Origin of the sequence: Streptomyces cucumeris (assembly GCF_024295805.1) — a bacterium.
GTDB lineage: Bacteria > Actinomycetota > Actinomycetes > Streptomycetales > Streptomycetaceae > Streptomyces > Streptomyces cucumeris.
The window spans coordinates 405,657-420,232 of the sequence record NZ_JANCLX010000002.1 but is presented as its reverse complement, the minus strand read 5'-3'; the positions used below and the strand labels follow the sequence as shown (position 1 = coordinate 420,232).

The 14,576-nt window shown below is 69.4% G+C and carries 7 protein-coding genes; 5 read left to right on the top strand and 2 right to left on the bottom strand.

Annotated features, from left to right (window positions below; all coding sequences use genetic code 11):
• Positions 1–12: 12 nt before the first annotated feature.
• Positions 13–3,033, top strand: a complete 3,021-nt coding sequence (locus NMK44_RS04815) for a DEAD/DEAH box helicase (protein WP_254738513.1) — start codon at positions 13–15, stop codon at positions 3,031–3,033.
• 11 nt (positions 3,034–3,044) lie between these two features.
• Positions 3,045–8,234, top strand: a complete 5,190-nt coding sequence (locus tag NMK44_RS04810) for a class I SAM-dependent DNA methyltransferase (protein WP_254738511.1) — start codon at positions 3,045–3,047, stop codon at positions 8,232–8,234.
• Positions 8,235–8,278: 44 nt separating this feature from the next.
• Here the strand turns inward: NMK44_RS04810 and NMK44_RS04805 are convergent, their stop codons facing one another.
• Positions 8,279–8,539 (bottom strand): DUF397 domain-containing protein, encoded by a 261-nt coding sequence (locus tag NMK44_RS04805; protein ID WP_254738509.1) that lies wholly within the window; start codon positions 8,537–8,539, stop codon positions 8,279–8,281.
• Positions 8,536–9,417 carry a helix-turn-helix domain-containing protein gene (locus NMK44_RS04800; protein WP_254738751.1) on the bottom strand — a complete coding sequence of 294 codons (882 nt, stop codon included), beginning with the start codon at positions 9,415–9,417 and terminating at the stop codon, positions 8,536–8,538. Before NMK44_RS04800 ends, NMK44_RS04805 begins: the two co-directional genes overlap by 4 nt.
• Before the next feature lie 147 nt (positions 9,418–9,564).
• On the opposite strand from NMK44_RS04800, the gene NMK44_RS04795 reads away from it, so the two are divergent.
• The 3 genes from NMK44_RS04795 to NMK44_RS04785 all read left to right on the top strand — a co-directional run bounded on the left by NMK44_RS04795 (position 9,565) and on the right by NMK44_RS04785 (position 14,572).
• The gene (locus tag NMK44_RS04795; protein WP_302887753.1) at positions 9,565–10,068 is read left to right on the top strand and encodes an ATP-binding protein; all 504 of its coding nucleotides are present in this window, start codon (positions 9,565–9,567) and stop codon (positions 10,066–10,068) included.
• 157 nt (positions 10,069–10,225) lie between these two features.
• Positions 10,226–10,645 carry an effector-associated constant component EACC1 gene (locus NMK44_RS04790; RefSeq protein ID WP_254738505.1) on the top strand — a complete coding sequence of 140 codons (420 nt, stop codon included), beginning with the start codon at positions 10,226–10,228 and terminating at the stop codon, positions 10,643–10,645.
• A gap of 6 nt (positions 10,646–10,651) precedes the next feature.
• Positions 10,652–14,572 carry a caspase, EACC1-associated type gene (locus NMK44_RS04785; protein ID WP_254738503.1) on the top strand — a complete coding sequence of 1,307 codons (3,921 nt, stop codon included), beginning with the start codon at positions 10,652–10,654 and terminating at the stop codon, positions 14,570–14,572.
• Positions 14,573–14,576: the final 4 nt, after the last annotated feature.

The following is a 14,576-nucleotide window of genomic DNA, read 5'->3' as shown; positions in this document are numbered from 1 at the left end:
AGGAGGCCACGGGTGACCGCCGTCCAGACCAGTGCGGAGCGCAGCGACGCCACAGCGGACCGGACGGTGCAGAAGCAGTACCCAGCCGGCGCCCAGATCCTTGTTCGGGACGAGGAGTGGCTGGTCAGGAGCTCTGTGCCAACGGCAGAAGACGGCACCAAGCTTGAGGTCGTCGGGGTGTCGGAGTTCGTACGCGATCAAGAGGCCGTCTTCTTCTCCGGCCTGGACCGGATCGAGTTGCTGGACCCGCGCGACACCCAGCTGGTCCGGGACGACTCGCCGAATTACCGGCGCTCCCGCCTGTTCCTGGAGGCGGTGTTGCGCCGCACCGCGCTGCCCCAGTCCGAGCGCCGCCTGGCCCTGGCCGACTCGTTCCTGCTGGATTCCCTGCCCTACCAGCGGCGCCCCGCCGAGCTGGCCCTGTCCGGCGCGAACCTCCGTCCGCGACTGCTGATCGCCGATGTGGTGGGCCTGGGCAAGACCCTGGAGATCGGCTTGACGCTCGCCGAGCTGATCCGCCGCGGCCGGGGCGAGCGCATCCTCGTCGTCACCCCGCAGCATGTGCTGGAACAGTTCCAGCGGGAGTTGTGGACACGGTTCTCCATCCCCCTGGTGCGACTGGACTCCGTCGGCATCGAGCGGATCCAGCGGGAGATCCCGGCCGGCCGCAATCCGTTCACCTCCTTCAAGCGGGTCATCGTCTCCATCGACACCCTGAAGAACGCCGACCAGTACCGGCACCATCTGGAGCAGATCCGCTGGGACGCCGTCGTCATCGACGAGTCGCACAACCTGATCAACCGCGGCTCCCTGCGCAACCAGCTGGCGCAGATCCTCGCCCCCCGCACCGACGCCCTGATCCTGGCGTCCGCCACTCCGCACAACGGCGACGCGAGGTCGTTCGCCGAACTGATCGGCCTGCTGGACCCGGCAGCGATCCGTGACCCGGAGAACTACCGTGCCGAGGACATCAGGCATCTGTTCATCCGGCGTACGAAGATCAGTCCCGAGGTCCGCGAGCAGATGAAGGGCCAGTGGGCGGACCGCGGCCCCTCCCAGTCGGTGCACTGCGCGGCGACCCCCGCCGAGGAAAAGATCTTCGAAGAGCTGGCGTCCGTCTGGCTCCCCCACGACGGCAGCCCTTCCGTCAGCTCGGTCTCTCTCTTCCCGTACACGCTGCTGAAGTCGTTCCTGTCCTCCTGCGCGGCGCTGCGGGCCACCATCTCCGCCCGCATCAAAACCCTGGAGAAGAAGGACGACCCACGGGCCACGGCCGCCGAACTGGCCGCCCTGGGAAGGTTGTCAGAGCTGGCCGCCGATCTCACCGAGGCCGATTCCGCGAAGTTCTCCGCCCTGGTGCACCAGCTCAAGGAGGAGATCGGAGTCGGCCCCACATCTGACGCACGGGTCGTGGTCTTCTCCGAACGCGTCCAGACCCTCCAGTGGCTGGCCGGGGTGCTCCCGGCCGCGCTCGGCTTCAAGGGCCGGGCGGCCCGCGACTGCGTCCGCGTCATGCACGGCGGACTCTCCGACGAGCAGCAGATGGCGCGGGTGGAGGAGTTCGGCCTGGCCGACACGCCCGTACGGGTGCTGCTGACCGGCGATGTGGCCTCTGAAGGCGTCAACCTGCACCGCCAGTGCCACCAGTTGGTGCACTACGACGTGCCCTGGTCGCTGATCCGCATCGAGCAGCGCAACGGGCGAATCGACCGGTACGGGCAGCCCCGGCCGCCGCAGTTCCGCGCGCTGATCCTGACCAGTGAGGTCGAGGGCGCCAAGGACGACACAGTCGTCGCCGAGCGGCTGCTGGGGCGTGAGGACGAAGCCCACCGCTCCCTGGGTACGGCCGAGGCCGTGACCGGCCTGTACCGGGCAGAAGCGGAGGAGAAGTCCCTCATCCAGGACCTGCTGCGCGGGAAGACCGTGGACGAGTCGCTGGACTCCCGCCACCCCGGCGCGGACGACGAGGACACGGGCATGGACGACTTCCTCGCCGACTTCTTCGACCCGGTCGGCGAGGAACCAGCGGACCGGGCCGACCCGCAGGACTCCGCGCGTACGGCAACACCCGGCGCGGCTTCGGCGTCCGGACGCGCCGGCGGGTCGGCCGTGCTCCCCCGCCTCTTCGACTCGACCGCGCATTTTCTGGACGAGGCGCTGGGCGAGGTCTACCCCGACGCCCACGACCGGCTGGAGCTGGACCGCGACCCGCAGTCGGGCCTGCTCTCCTTCCAGCCGCCCGCGGATCTCGTCCACCGCCTCAAAGCCCTGCCCATGGACTACCTCCGCGAGCAGCGGCTGCGCGAGCGGCTTCTCGTCACCTTCAACCGCCGCTTGGCGGAGCACTCCCTTCAGCGGGCCCGCGAATCGTCCACCTCCAGCTGGCCGGAGATCTCGCTGCTGACGGACCTGCATCCGGTCGTGGAATGGCTCACCGACAAGGTCCTCGTCCGCCTGGGGCGCCAGGAAGCCCCGATGATCACCGCGAACGTGGCGGAGCCGATCTACCTCGTCCAGGGCGTGTACTCGAACAAGCTCGGCAGGCCCACCGTCGTCAAGTGGATGGGTGTGACGCGCAGGGGCGCGGTCGACGACGACATGGTGTCGCTGCTCCGCCGTTGCGGGGTCGGCCCGAGCATGGCCAACAAGCGCCACTACCGCGAGCCCAGGCCGCTCCATGAAGCCCTGCCCGACGTCCTGAGCACGGCGGAGGCGTTCCTCGACGAGCGGCGCGACGCCTGGGACGAGCCGTTGCGCGAGCCCATCGCGGAGTACAAGCGCCGGCTCGCCACCTGGCACCAGCCGACCCTCGCCGAAGAGCGTGCCAAGGAGCGCCTGGCCGACCTCGCCGACTCCCTGCTGACGACGGGCCGACCGCTGCTGCGCATCCTCGCGGTGCTGCTCCCGGACCCCGACCGCAAGCCGGACCCCGCACGCAAGCGCGACGCCGACGAGCCGCCGCCCGTCGTCCTCGGTCCCCCGCCGCTGTCCGAGCCCGCCGCTTGGTGGCTCTCCGCCCCCGTGACCCGCTGAGAGAAGCTGTCATGACGTACGACTCCCTGGTCAACCGCGGCGATTACTTCTCGGCCCACTACCTGGCCGAGGTACTGCCCAAGGACCTCAAGTCGGGCCTGCTCCAGGCGTGGAAGGAGCGCGAGGACGCGGCGAAGTCCGCCGCGCCGAGCGACCTCCCGGAGCCCGGAGAGCCGGAGACGGCGGCTCCCGGCCGCGGAGAACTGCCCGTGACGCCACGGGCCGGGCTGCGGGAGCTGCGCCGCGCCTACTTCAAGGCCCGCTCCTCCTTCGCCCTCCCCGAGGACGAGGACGGCATCGTCACGGTGCGCGACACCGACGACGACACGCTGACGTACGGCTCCCCGCAGTGGCGGGAGCGGGTGCGGGCCCTCAACGCCGAGGTGCTGCGCGCCCTCGGATACGACGCGAAGCCGCGCACCCTCACGGTGGAGCGCGCGCGGCAGACGTACGAGATCCCGGTCGCGCATGCCGAGAAGGGCCTGGTCGCCCTGGACTGCGGCTGGGCCGCCGAATCGGACGCCGCCCTCGACTCCGAGGGCCGCGGACGGCTGCTGGAGGAGGTCGTGCTCGACGGCGCGGCCAGCCTGACCACGGGCTCGAAACTGGCCTCCTTCCTGTTCGCCTGCGAGGAGCCGCCCCGATATGTGCTGCTGCTCGGCGGCGGCGTGATCGTGCTCGCCGACCGCGCGGTGTGGGGAGAGGGCCGCTATCTCGCGGTCTCCCTGGACACGGCGTTGCAACGCAACGACACCAGGGTGGGCGGCGAACTCGACACCGTCGCGGCGCTGTTCGGCGCGGACTCGCTGCGTACGCCGGAGGAAGGCGGCGAGAACCCCCTCGCCGAGCTCCTCGGCAAGTCGGCGAGGCACGCGGTGGGCGTCTCCAGCGAGCTGCGCGACGGGTTGCGGACGAGCGTCGAACTGATCGCCAACGAGGTACTGGCCCGGCTGCGCGACCAGGGCATTCGCCCCGAGGACATCGGCGAACTCGCCGATCTGGGCCGACAGTTGACCCGCGAGTCGCTGCGCTACCTGTACCGCATCCTGTTCCTGCTGTACGCCGAGGCCCGCCCCGAACTGGGCATCCTGCCCGCCGACTACCCCGAGTACCAGCAGGGATACGGCCTGGGGCGGCTCGCTGAGCTGATCGCCGACCGGCAGCCGGTCGGCGAGGAGGCCCGCAGGGGCGTCTACCTGTACGAGTCGCTGGACCTGCTGTTCCGCAAGGTGCAGGACGGTTACCGCCCTCGCCGCACCCACGGCGTGGAGACGGATCCGGCGGACGAGAAGACCAGCGAGGACGTCGGCCTGCGCTTCGAGCCACTGCACAGCAAGCTGTTCGAGCCGGAGGCGATCCGCCTGATCGGCGCCGACACCCTCCGCGACCCGCGCCACGACTCCGACGAGGCGTTGGCCCGGGGCGAGTCCGTCCGCTACCTCGACACGCGGCTGCGCAACGCCACGCTGTACGAGGTGCTGCACCGCCTGATGATCACGCGGGGGAAGAAGGGCGAGCGCGGCGGCTTCATCTCCTACGCCCAGCTCGGCATCAACCAGCTCGGCGCGGTGTACGAGGGCCTGATGTCGTACAGCGGCTTCATCGCGGGCGAGGAGCTGTACGAGGTCGCCAAGGGCGGCGACCCGAAGGACGGCTCCTGGCTGGTACCCAAGTCGAAGATCGACGAGTACCCGGACCCGGTCTTCGTCACCCGCCGCGACCGGGACACGGGCGAGGTGCTGCGGGCCCGGTACGCGCCGGGTGAGTTCGTGTACCGGCTGTCGGGCCGCGACCGGCAGACCTCGGCGTCGTTCTACACGCCCGAGTCGCTGACCAAGGTCACCGTGCAGCTCGCCCTCCAGCACCGCCTGGACCAGGACGGCACGGAGACTGAGGCGCGCGAGCTGCTGAACTGGCGGATCTGCGAGCCGGCGCTCGGCTCCGGGGCATTCCTCAACGAGGCGATCAACCAGGTAGCGGTCGAGTATCTGCGGCGACGGCAGGGCGAGCTGGGGCGGTCGATCGACACCGACCAGTACGCCGTCGAGTTGCAGAAGGTCAAGGCATACATCGCGCTGCACAACTCGTACGGCGTCGACCTCAACGAGACGGCCGTGGAGCTGGCCGAGGTCTCCCTGTGGCTCAACACCATGCACCCGGGCATGGAGGCCCCCTGGTTCGGCCTGCACCTGCGGCGCGGCAACTCGCTCATCGGCGGGCGGCGCGAGGTGTACGCGGCGGACCGGCTCAAGAAGGGCGGCTGGCTGGGGGCTACCCCAGAGCGCTTCCCGCTGGCGGACGCGCTGGGGGGTGAGCCGTTGCCGGAAGGGGCGGTGCACCACTTCCTGCTTCCGGCGAAGGAGTGGGGCGCGGTCGCGGCCGAGAAGGAGGCGAAGGCGCTGGCTCCGGAGGCCGCGAAGGCGCTGGCCGCGTGGCGGAAGGCGATCACGAAGTCTCCAACGGCGAAGCAGACGGCCCGACTTCAGGGGTTGGCCCGGCGGGCCGAGTACCTGTGGGGGCTGGTGGTGCGGCGGCTGGAGCTGTCCGAGCGGGACATCTCCCGGCGGATCGGGGTATGGGGCGCGGAGGACGAGTGGCTGCGGAAGCCCGAGGTCGCGGTGAAGCGGGAGAAGGTGCTGGCGGACCTGCACGCGGAGGACACCCCGTACTGGCGGCTCAAGAAGCTCATGGACGCGTGGTGTGCGCTGTGGTTCTGGCCGGTGCAGAGTGCTTCGCTGCTGAACGGTACGCATGAGCAGTACGCGCGGGCGGAGGCGCTGGCGGAACGGGCGGCGGAGTTCGAGGCGGGGGCGGAGTCCGGTCCGGCTGCGGCTGTTGAGGAGGACTCCGGGGTCCTGATGGCGTGGGAGGCGGACGCCCTTCCCGGTTTCGGCGCTGAGCCGAAGCAAATGGCGCTGACCCGCGACTCGGTCTCCCGCCGCCGCACGGGCCGCCGTGTGGAGCAGGTCAAGGGCCAGCGCCGCCCGGTCATTCCCTTGGCGAACCTGGACGACTGGCTCGACTTCGCGGAAGCGCTGCTGGGTACCCAGGACGTGCCGAGCGAGTCGTTCGTCTCGACGTTCGAGACGCTGGATGACCTCTACGTGTACGAGGAAGAACTGCCCGACTGGATGGGCATGGACCGCTTCCACTGGCTGGAGATCCGGTTCCCGTGGATGGCGGTCGCGAAGGATGTCGCGAAGGCGCAGGGGTTCTTCCACTGGGAGCTGGAGTTCGCGCAGGTGTTTGCGCGGGGTGGGTTTGACTTGCAGGTGGGGAACCCGCCGTGGGTGAGGCCCACTTGGCAGGAGGATCAAGTCCTTGCAGAGCTGGAGCCGTGGTTCGTACTGGCAGAGAAGCCGAGCGCGGCGGAATGGCGCCTCCGCAAGGAAGAGGTACTGGACGCACGCTTGAACAGCCAAAGCTTCCTCCTCGAGGAGCTGGCCGCCCATGCGGGATCCGTGGCCGTGCTCGGCAGCCCGGCCACCTATCCGCTCCTTCTGGGTACCCGGAGTGATCTCTATCGAGCCTTCATGGCTCAGGTATGGCAGCACATCGCACCGGGCGGCCGCGCGGGTCTGATTCACCCCGACACGCACTTCGGCGGCGTACGCGAGGGTGCTATCCGAGCCGCCGCTTATCGGCACCTCCGGGTGCACGCGCACTTTGTAAACTCGTCGAACTGGGCATTCGAGGACCTTCACCGTTCTTGGGAATTCGGAATGCACATTTATGGCACCTCTCAGGAACCTAACTTCCAGCACGTCAGCGAGCTCCGAGGCGCCGAAGTCCTACCCGATTCGCTGACCCATGACGGACAAGGCATCGAACCCGCCATCAAGCACAACGGCTCATGGGACATCCGGCCGCACCGCGAGCGTGTGGTGCATGTGAATACTGCACTGCTGACCAGCTGGCAGGCCCTGACCGAGTCGACTGGTGGAGTGGAACAGACACCTTTGCTGTACCCCGTCCTCGTCGGCGAACAAGGAGCAATTGAGGCACTGGCCGCCTATCACAGCGACCTCGCCGATTTCGGCCCGATGATCTCAAGCGGATACAATGAGACCAACGCCAAGAAGGACGGGCTGATCCGCTGGGGCAACCAGGCCGTCTCTGAGCTTACGGATGTCATCCTCCAAGGTCCGCACTTCGCATCAGCGCTCCCCTTCTCGAAAGCACCAAGGGTCCCATGCCGGAACAACAGGGAATGGGACTTTCTCGCACCAGCAGAGTTGCCCGAAACATTCGTCCCTGTTACCAACTATGTGCGGGCCACCGACAAGGAGGCGTATTTCTCGGCCCAGGACTCCTGGTTTGGGAGACCGTTCACCACTTACTTCCGGCTGGCCTGGCGAGTCATGATTCCTTTCGCCAACAGTCGCAGCCTGCACGCTGCCCTCATCCCGCCAGGCCCCGCCCATGTCCATATCGTGCACTCGGCGGCCTTGGAGACTGACCGCCTGACCGCTCTCAACGCAGGCTTTTGGGCAGCGTTGCCACTTGATTACCTGCTACGCATTACTGGACGCCCACACCTCCAGGTCTCCGAGGCCCGTAAGATGCCCGCCCCCGACCCCAAACACCCACTTGCCCCTGCCCTCCTCCTGCGCACACTCCGCTTGAACGCCCTAACCGCCCACTACGCACCCCTCTGGTCAGAGCTGTTCGACCCTCACTGGGGGGGCTACGAGGACTGGGCCAACCCCCGCTGGCCCCATCTCAAGCCTCTCGCCGCCGACCTCAACCCGACCTGGGAGTACAACACCCCGCTCCGCACCGAGCATGAACGCCGGGCCGCGCTCGTTGAGCTCGACGCCCTCGTCGCCGTTTGGCTGGGCATTACCGCCGACCAGCTCGCCGCGATCTTCAAATCGCGCTACCCGCAGCTGTACGACTACGAGTCGGCAACCTACTTTGACGCCAACGGCCGGAAGATCGCCGCCGACTTCAACACCTACGGCCACGGCCAAACCAAGCAGGATTACCTCGATCTCCTCGCCCACCTGGAGGACCCGGAGCGCACCCCGCCTCCGGCTGGCTTCCAAGCCCCCTTCTACAAGGCGGATCGTGAGGCGGAGATGAGAGCCGCGCACGCGCACTTCCAGGCGCGGCTGGATGCGGAGATCGCCGCCGGGCGTTGGACGCCGCCCGTCCATGAAGGGGCGAAGGGTGCTGGCCCGATGGAGGCCTGCCCCTGACACCGTAGTGTCAGGGGCAGGTATTCCATGTCTTTCGCGGCGACTTATCGGGCCGCGAAGTTGATGAACGCGGTCCAAGCCACAGCACCGACCGTGAGGCCGGGGCGGGTTATGTCCTTGGAGTCGCGTACGTGGACAGCGTGGAGGCAAGAGGCCACCTCGACACATTCGCCGCCGGCTCCGGTGCTGTGGCTGGACTTACGCCATTCTGCGGCGACTTCGACGCACTCGCCACCTTCCTCACTGCTGTAGCTGCTCTTGATCCATACAAGCTCAGATGTGCGCTCCAGACCGCTGGCTTTCATCGCTCCCCTAGCAGCTTCTCAACGTAGTTGAGCGACGCCTGAGGCGTGAGTGCCTGCGCACGCAGGATGCCGTACTTGACTTCAAGCCCCTTGACAAGCCGTCGCTCGGTGTGGACGTGGCTGACGTTCTGGACCTCAACGTACGCGATCCTCCGCCCTTCGGCTGTCTCAAGCAAGGTGAAGGGACCAGCAAGCCCAGCGTTCTCCTCACTGTCCAGAGGCATGACCTGAATCTCCACCGTGCACCTTTGCCCAGCCAGCAAGATCTGCTCCATCTGGCCACGCAACACAGCCCGCCCACCGATTGGCCTGCGAAGCACCGACTCATCAATGACAAAGCTCATGAGTGGCGCAGGGCGCTTTGCGAAGACCTCCTGACGCGCGAGGCGAGCTGCCACCCGCTGTGCGATTGCATCCTCGTCTAGCGGTGGACGCATCATCCCGAACACCGCCCGCGCGTAATCCTTGGTCTGCAACAGCCCAGGCACCGCCTGGTTCGCGTACACATGCACCTCGACAGCCTCCGCCTCCAGCCTCGCCGCGTCCCGGAAGAACGCCGGGTACTGCGCCTTCTCCATCTCCTCCTTCATCTCCAGGAGGACACCGCCCGCGTCCAGCACCTCGTCCGCCCGGTCGATCAACCGAGGCGGTGGGATCCGCCGACCCTGCTCGTAGGCGGCGATCGTGGACACCGAGTACCCGACCATCGACGCGAGCTCCGGGCGTTCCAAACCCGCTCGCACCCGGCACCGCTTCAACTGCCGCCCGAACACCCGCACAATGCCCGAGCCAACCTCCGGTTCCGGCCCCGGATCCCGCTGGTGCCCCTCCCCCAGACCCGCCGCCCCCTCGTTCTCCACACCCGTCGGTTCACTCATCTCCATAACCGCCTCTCCGGCCAACGCAACGCCGCGTCGTTCGTCACGCTCCGCCCCGCCTACACGCGCAAACCGGCCACGTACAGCGACAGCCCGTGTGCGCGTCGTATCTCGTCACGCTAGGGCCGGGGCGGAAGCGTGGGCCACATGAACAGCGAGAAATCCCCCGCACAGGGGGCCACCCGCCACGCCCGCAAGACCGCTCCCGCCGAGACCCACCCCTCCCAGACCAGCCACCCCCACCTCATCCGCGAGTTCTCCATGCGGTTCACGTCTTCGCGACACGGAGCCCGCCTCGCCCGTCGCCTCGTCTCGCACCGGCTGGACACGTGGGGGCACCCGTACGACGGCCGCGCCAACGAGACGCTGACGTTAATCACCGCCGAGCTGACCGCGAACGCCATCCGCCACGGGCACGTACCCGGCCGGGACTTCCGCGTCCGTCTGACCGAGACCGGGGACACGCTCCGCGTCGAGGTCTCCGACACCCGCAGCGAACGCGTACCACCGCTGACCGCCCAGGAGCCGCCGGATGACGTCGAGTCGGGCCGGGGCCTGCTCATCGTCGCCCAGCTGGCGACCCGTTGGACGGTCACCCCACGTGTCGGCGGACCGGGGAAGACCGTATGCGCGGAGCTACGCCTCCAGTGAAGGACGTGTGACCGCCACCAGCCGTTTTCGCGCCAATGACCAGCGGTTTTTGGCAATCGACCCGCTGGTTGTCCGTACCGCGGACTAGCCTCGGCGCTCCGTGGGGCGTGCGCCCACGCGGCACGTCCACACCGCGGAAGCCCAGGGGGGAAGCACCGTGACCACCACGCCCAACGCCCGGACCGGATACCGGATCTCCATCCTCGACGAGGACCCCATCCGCGCCCGCAAGGAGGCGCGCGAACTCCTCGCCGAGATCGCCGACGGAGATCCCGGCGCGTCCCTGGACATCCCCCGGCAGCGCACGCCCGGGGGTTCGGACAAGGGCGGGCTGTCCGTCGACACGATCGGGGTGCTGATCAGCGCCGGCTCGCTGGTGGCGACCGGGGTACAGCTCTGGCTGGCCCGCGTACCGCAGCGGACGATCGTCGCCAGGCGGCCCGACGGTGCGACCCTCCAGATCACCGGTAAGGAGGCGCGCGCGGACGACGAGCGGATCGAGCGGTTCCTCGCGGGCGGTGACCAGTCCGCCGACGGCCAAGACGGCGACAACGGCGACGCGACGACGGCGGGCTGAACACGCATGACCGACAACGACCGCTACGCCATGCTCGTCGGCGTCTCCACATACGACAGCGACACCTACCACGATCTCCCGCCCGTCCGGGCCGACCTCCACTACATGCAAGCGGTGCTGCAAAACACCGAGATCGGCATGTACAACGACTGCGAGATGGTTCCCGAGCCGACCCGCGCCGAGATGCTGCACGCCGTGGAGACGTTCCTGGAGAATCGGCAGCCGAGTGAGACGGCCCTGTTGTACTTCAGCGGGCACGGCGAGTTCTGCGAAGGCGACAACCAGTTGTACTTCCTCACCCGCGACGCGGACCCCGACGACCTGCCGGGCACGGCCGTCCCGGCGGAGTTCCTGGAGCGAATGCTCCAGTCCTGCCGTGCCGCGTCGAAGCTCGTGCTGCTGGACTGCTGCTCCAGCGGGTCCGTCGTCCAGGGCTGGACCGCCAAGGGCGCCCCGGGCGACGCCGACGAGCCGCCCGCGCCCAGCACCCTCCTGCGGCCGACGGGCGTGTACTTCATCACCGCGTCCGACGCCCTGCAGTCCGCGTCCGCGATGGCGCCGCCCGGTTCCACGCTCGGTACATCCCGCTTCACCGGAGAGATCGTGGAGGGCCTGCGCAACGGGCGGATCAAGGGCGGCGGCTGGATCACGCCGGACGACCTCTTCGACTACCTGACGGCACAGATGGCGCGCAACGGCGTGCCGGAAGAGCAGCGCCCCACCAAGTCCACGATCCGGGCCACCCGGAGTCTGCCCTTCGCACGTTCGGTGGCGCGTCCCGTCCACCTCCCGACACCGCCGCGGGACGCGACGGAGACGGCACGGCAGTCTCCCGCCCTGCTGAAGGCCCGGGAACTGGCGGCTCTGGACGCGCGGGACGGCGTGGACTGGCAGCGGCTGCTGCACTACTACGTGCAGTGCCTCACCGCCGAGGCAGCTGCCGGCATGCTGCCCGACCGCGACAAGGAGCGGGACTCGGGGTACTTCCTGCTGGGCAGGGGCGAGGAGATCATCCAGTCGGGGCGGGGCTCGACCTTTCAGGCACCCGGGCAACTGCCCAGGCCCCAGGGCAGGCAAGGCCGGGGCGATGGCGACGCGGGGACGCAGCAGGAGTACTGGTACGGCTATCCGGCCATCACGCTCCCCGTACGCGAGGGAGGCGGCCGGGGACGCCGTACGCCCGTGACCATCGCGCCGCTGTTGGTCCAGCAGATGGAACTCGCGCCGGACGAGAACGGCCAGGACGTGCTCCGGCCGACCGGGGTTCCCGCCCTGCACACCGGTGTCGTCTCGGAACTGCTGGACGCCGACGACGCGGCCGACCTCGTCGCCGGCTGGCAGCCGACCTGGCAGGAGGGCAACGACACACAGATGCTGCAGGCCGTGCGTCAGTTGCTGGAGGAACTGGGGCTGCCGGAGCTGGAGCCACTCGATCCGTCCGCGCTCAGCGAGTGGACGGTGAATGAGGCGCTGCGGCCCGGCGCGCACAACGCGGCCGTCCTGCTGGTGCCGTCCGGCGTGGAGGCAAACGCGACGCAGGGTCTGGTTGACAACCTGCTGCAGATGTCGACACGGACCGGCCAGATCCCCGGCACCGCGCTGGACGCGCTGCTGAACGGCGGTGAGGCAGACACGGGGGCGGAGTCCTCGGCCGTCGTCGTGGCGCCGGGGCCGTGCAACGAGAGCCAGGAGCTGGTGGTCTCCTCGGCGATGACGCGGGCACTGACAGTGGCCACGGGGCCGCCCGGTACGGGCAAGAGCGAGGTGGTCACGGCCACCGTCACCACCTGTGTCGCCGCCGGGCAGTCGGTGCTGGTCGCGTCCACGAACAACGAGGCGGTGGACGTCGTCGCCGAGCGGTGCGACGCCATCGCACCGGGGCTCATGATGCGGACGGGCAACGCAAAGGCGCTGAAGGAGGAAGCCGAGAAGCTGGAGCGGCTGCTCGGCGAGCCCATCGAGGCCCCGCGGCGGGGTTCGGCAACCGTGGGCGGGGAATTGCGCAACACCCGTGCGCGGTCCACCGGGCAGCGGGAGGAGGCGGAACGCCGCGTCGGCGAGGAGAGGCGGCTGCTGGACCTGCTCCGGGAACGGGAGGAACGGGCCGACGCCCTGGAGCTGCCGCTGACGCTGCTGGAGTCCGCGTGGGCGGCAGCGGCCGGGGACGGTGCGGCCACGCTGGGCCGCTGGGAGAGCAGGGCCCGGAAAGCGGCCGGGGCCCATCGGTGGCTGCTCGGCGGGTGGCGCAGGGCACGGGCACTGGCCGCGCTGGTCGCGGCGGCCGGCGCCTCGGAGGGCGAAGGCACGCCGTGGCCGGGGTGGGCGAAGGAGCGGCCCGTGCCGCCGGAGCTTCTGGAGGCCCTGGCGGACGCCGTAGCCGTGGAGCGCCGGCTGCGGGAACTCGTACCCGGGCACACCGAGTGGGACGAGGACGGGCTGAAGCAGGTGCGGCTGACGACGGCGGATGCCCTGTCGGAGCTGTCCGCGGACCTGTCCCGGGCCGTGTCGGCGGAAGCGCTGACACGGGCACGCGGGCTGATGGGGCAGCGGCTCCAGGCGCTGCGGGCTCGTCGGGGATTCCGGAAGAGCCAGCAGAACCTGATGGCGCACCTCAAGGGCTGGGCGATCAGCACCCACTCGGTGCGGCAGCTCGAACTCGCCCCGAAGCTGTTCGACCTCGTCGTCATCGACGAGGCCAGCCAGTGCTCGATCCCGTCCGTGCTGCCGCTGCTCTTCCGGGCCCGGCGGGCACTGATCATCGGTGACCCGATGCAGCTGGGCCATATCGCCAACATCGCACCGCAGCAGGAGCGGCAGGCAAGGGTCCGGGCTGGGTTGAGCGCAGCGCAGCTGGAGGACCATCGGCTCACGTACCACGTGCACTCCGCGTACCACGCGGCCGCCCAGCACGGCGACACCGCCCTGCTGCTCGACGAGCACTACCGGTGCCACCCGCTGATCGCCGATGTCGTCAACGGCTACTGCTACGCGGGCCAGCTCCAGGTACTCACCGACGTACGGCGGCAGGTTCCGGCACTCGACCCGGTGGGAGCGGCCGATCCGGCGCCGGTGCTCGGCTGGGTGGACGTACCGGGCGGCGAGTCGGCGCGGGGCGGCAACGGACAGTCCTGGCGCAACGACGCCGAGGCCGGGGCCGTGCGGCGGGTGGTGGACGAACTGCTCGCGCGGCTGCCGCAGGACGCGACGGTGGGCGTGGTGACACCGTTCCGGGCGCAGAAGCAGGCGCTGGCGCGGGTGTGGCGCGACGACGACCGGGTGCGGGTGGGGACGGTGCACGCGTTCCAGGGCGGGCAACGCGACGTCATGGTGCTGAGCCCCGTGGCCACGCTCAACACCCCGCCGAGGACGACACACTGGGTGGCAGGCCAGGTCAACCTGTGGAACGTGGCGATCACACGGGCCAAGTCGCAGCTGATCACGGTCGGCAGTCACGCGTTCTGGCAGGGGCAGAGCGGTCTTCCCGCGATGCTCGCCGGGCGCTCGATGCCTCTGGGGGCGGGAGGCGGTGACGACCACGGCGTGGACGCCGGGAACTCCATCGGCGGCCCGCAGGGGACGGTAGGCCCGGGGACCGCGTCCCGTGAAGAGCTCACCGACCGGCTTCAGCGGTACCTCGGCGAGCACGGCGTCACCGATCTGGAGCGCGCGGCAGTCGTCGGCGGCCATGCGGTGGATCTGCTGTTCACGGTGGACGGGGAGAACACGGCGGTACTGATCGACACGGGCCCGCCGCCCGGCCGGGACCCGGCGAGGCACCTGCGGCTCACGCACGCCCGCGGTGATCTGCTCACCGGGTTGCCGTCCGGTGGGCACGGGGCGAAGGCGTGCGAGGTGGGCCGGGTGGTGCGGGTTCCGGCGTGGCGGATCCTGGCGGGAGAAGAGATGCTGGCACCGCTGTTCGACTGAGCGC

Excerpts from the sequence above, each read along its gene's own strand:
- NMK44_RS04810 (WP_254738511.1), top strand. The coding sequence starts at position 3,045 with ATGACGTACGACTCCCTGGTCAACCGCGGCGATTACTTCTCGGCCCAC.
- NMK44_RS04805 (WP_254738509.1), bottom strand. The coding sequence starts at position 8,539 with ATGAAAGCCAGCGGTCTGGAGCGCACATCTGAGCTTGTATGGATCAAG.
- NMK44_RS04800 (WP_254738751.1), bottom strand. The coding sequence starts at position 9,417 with ATGAGTGAACCGACGGGTGTGGAGAACGAGGGGGCGGCGGGTCTGGGG.
- NMK44_RS04795 (WP_302887753.1), top strand. The coding sequence starts at position 9,565 with ATGAACAGCGAGAAATCCCCCGCACAGGGGGCCACCCGCCACGCCCGC.
- NMK44_RS04785 (WP_254738503.1), top strand. The coding sequence starts at position 10,652 with ATGACCGACAACGACCGCTACGCCATGCTCGTCGGCGTCTCCACATAC.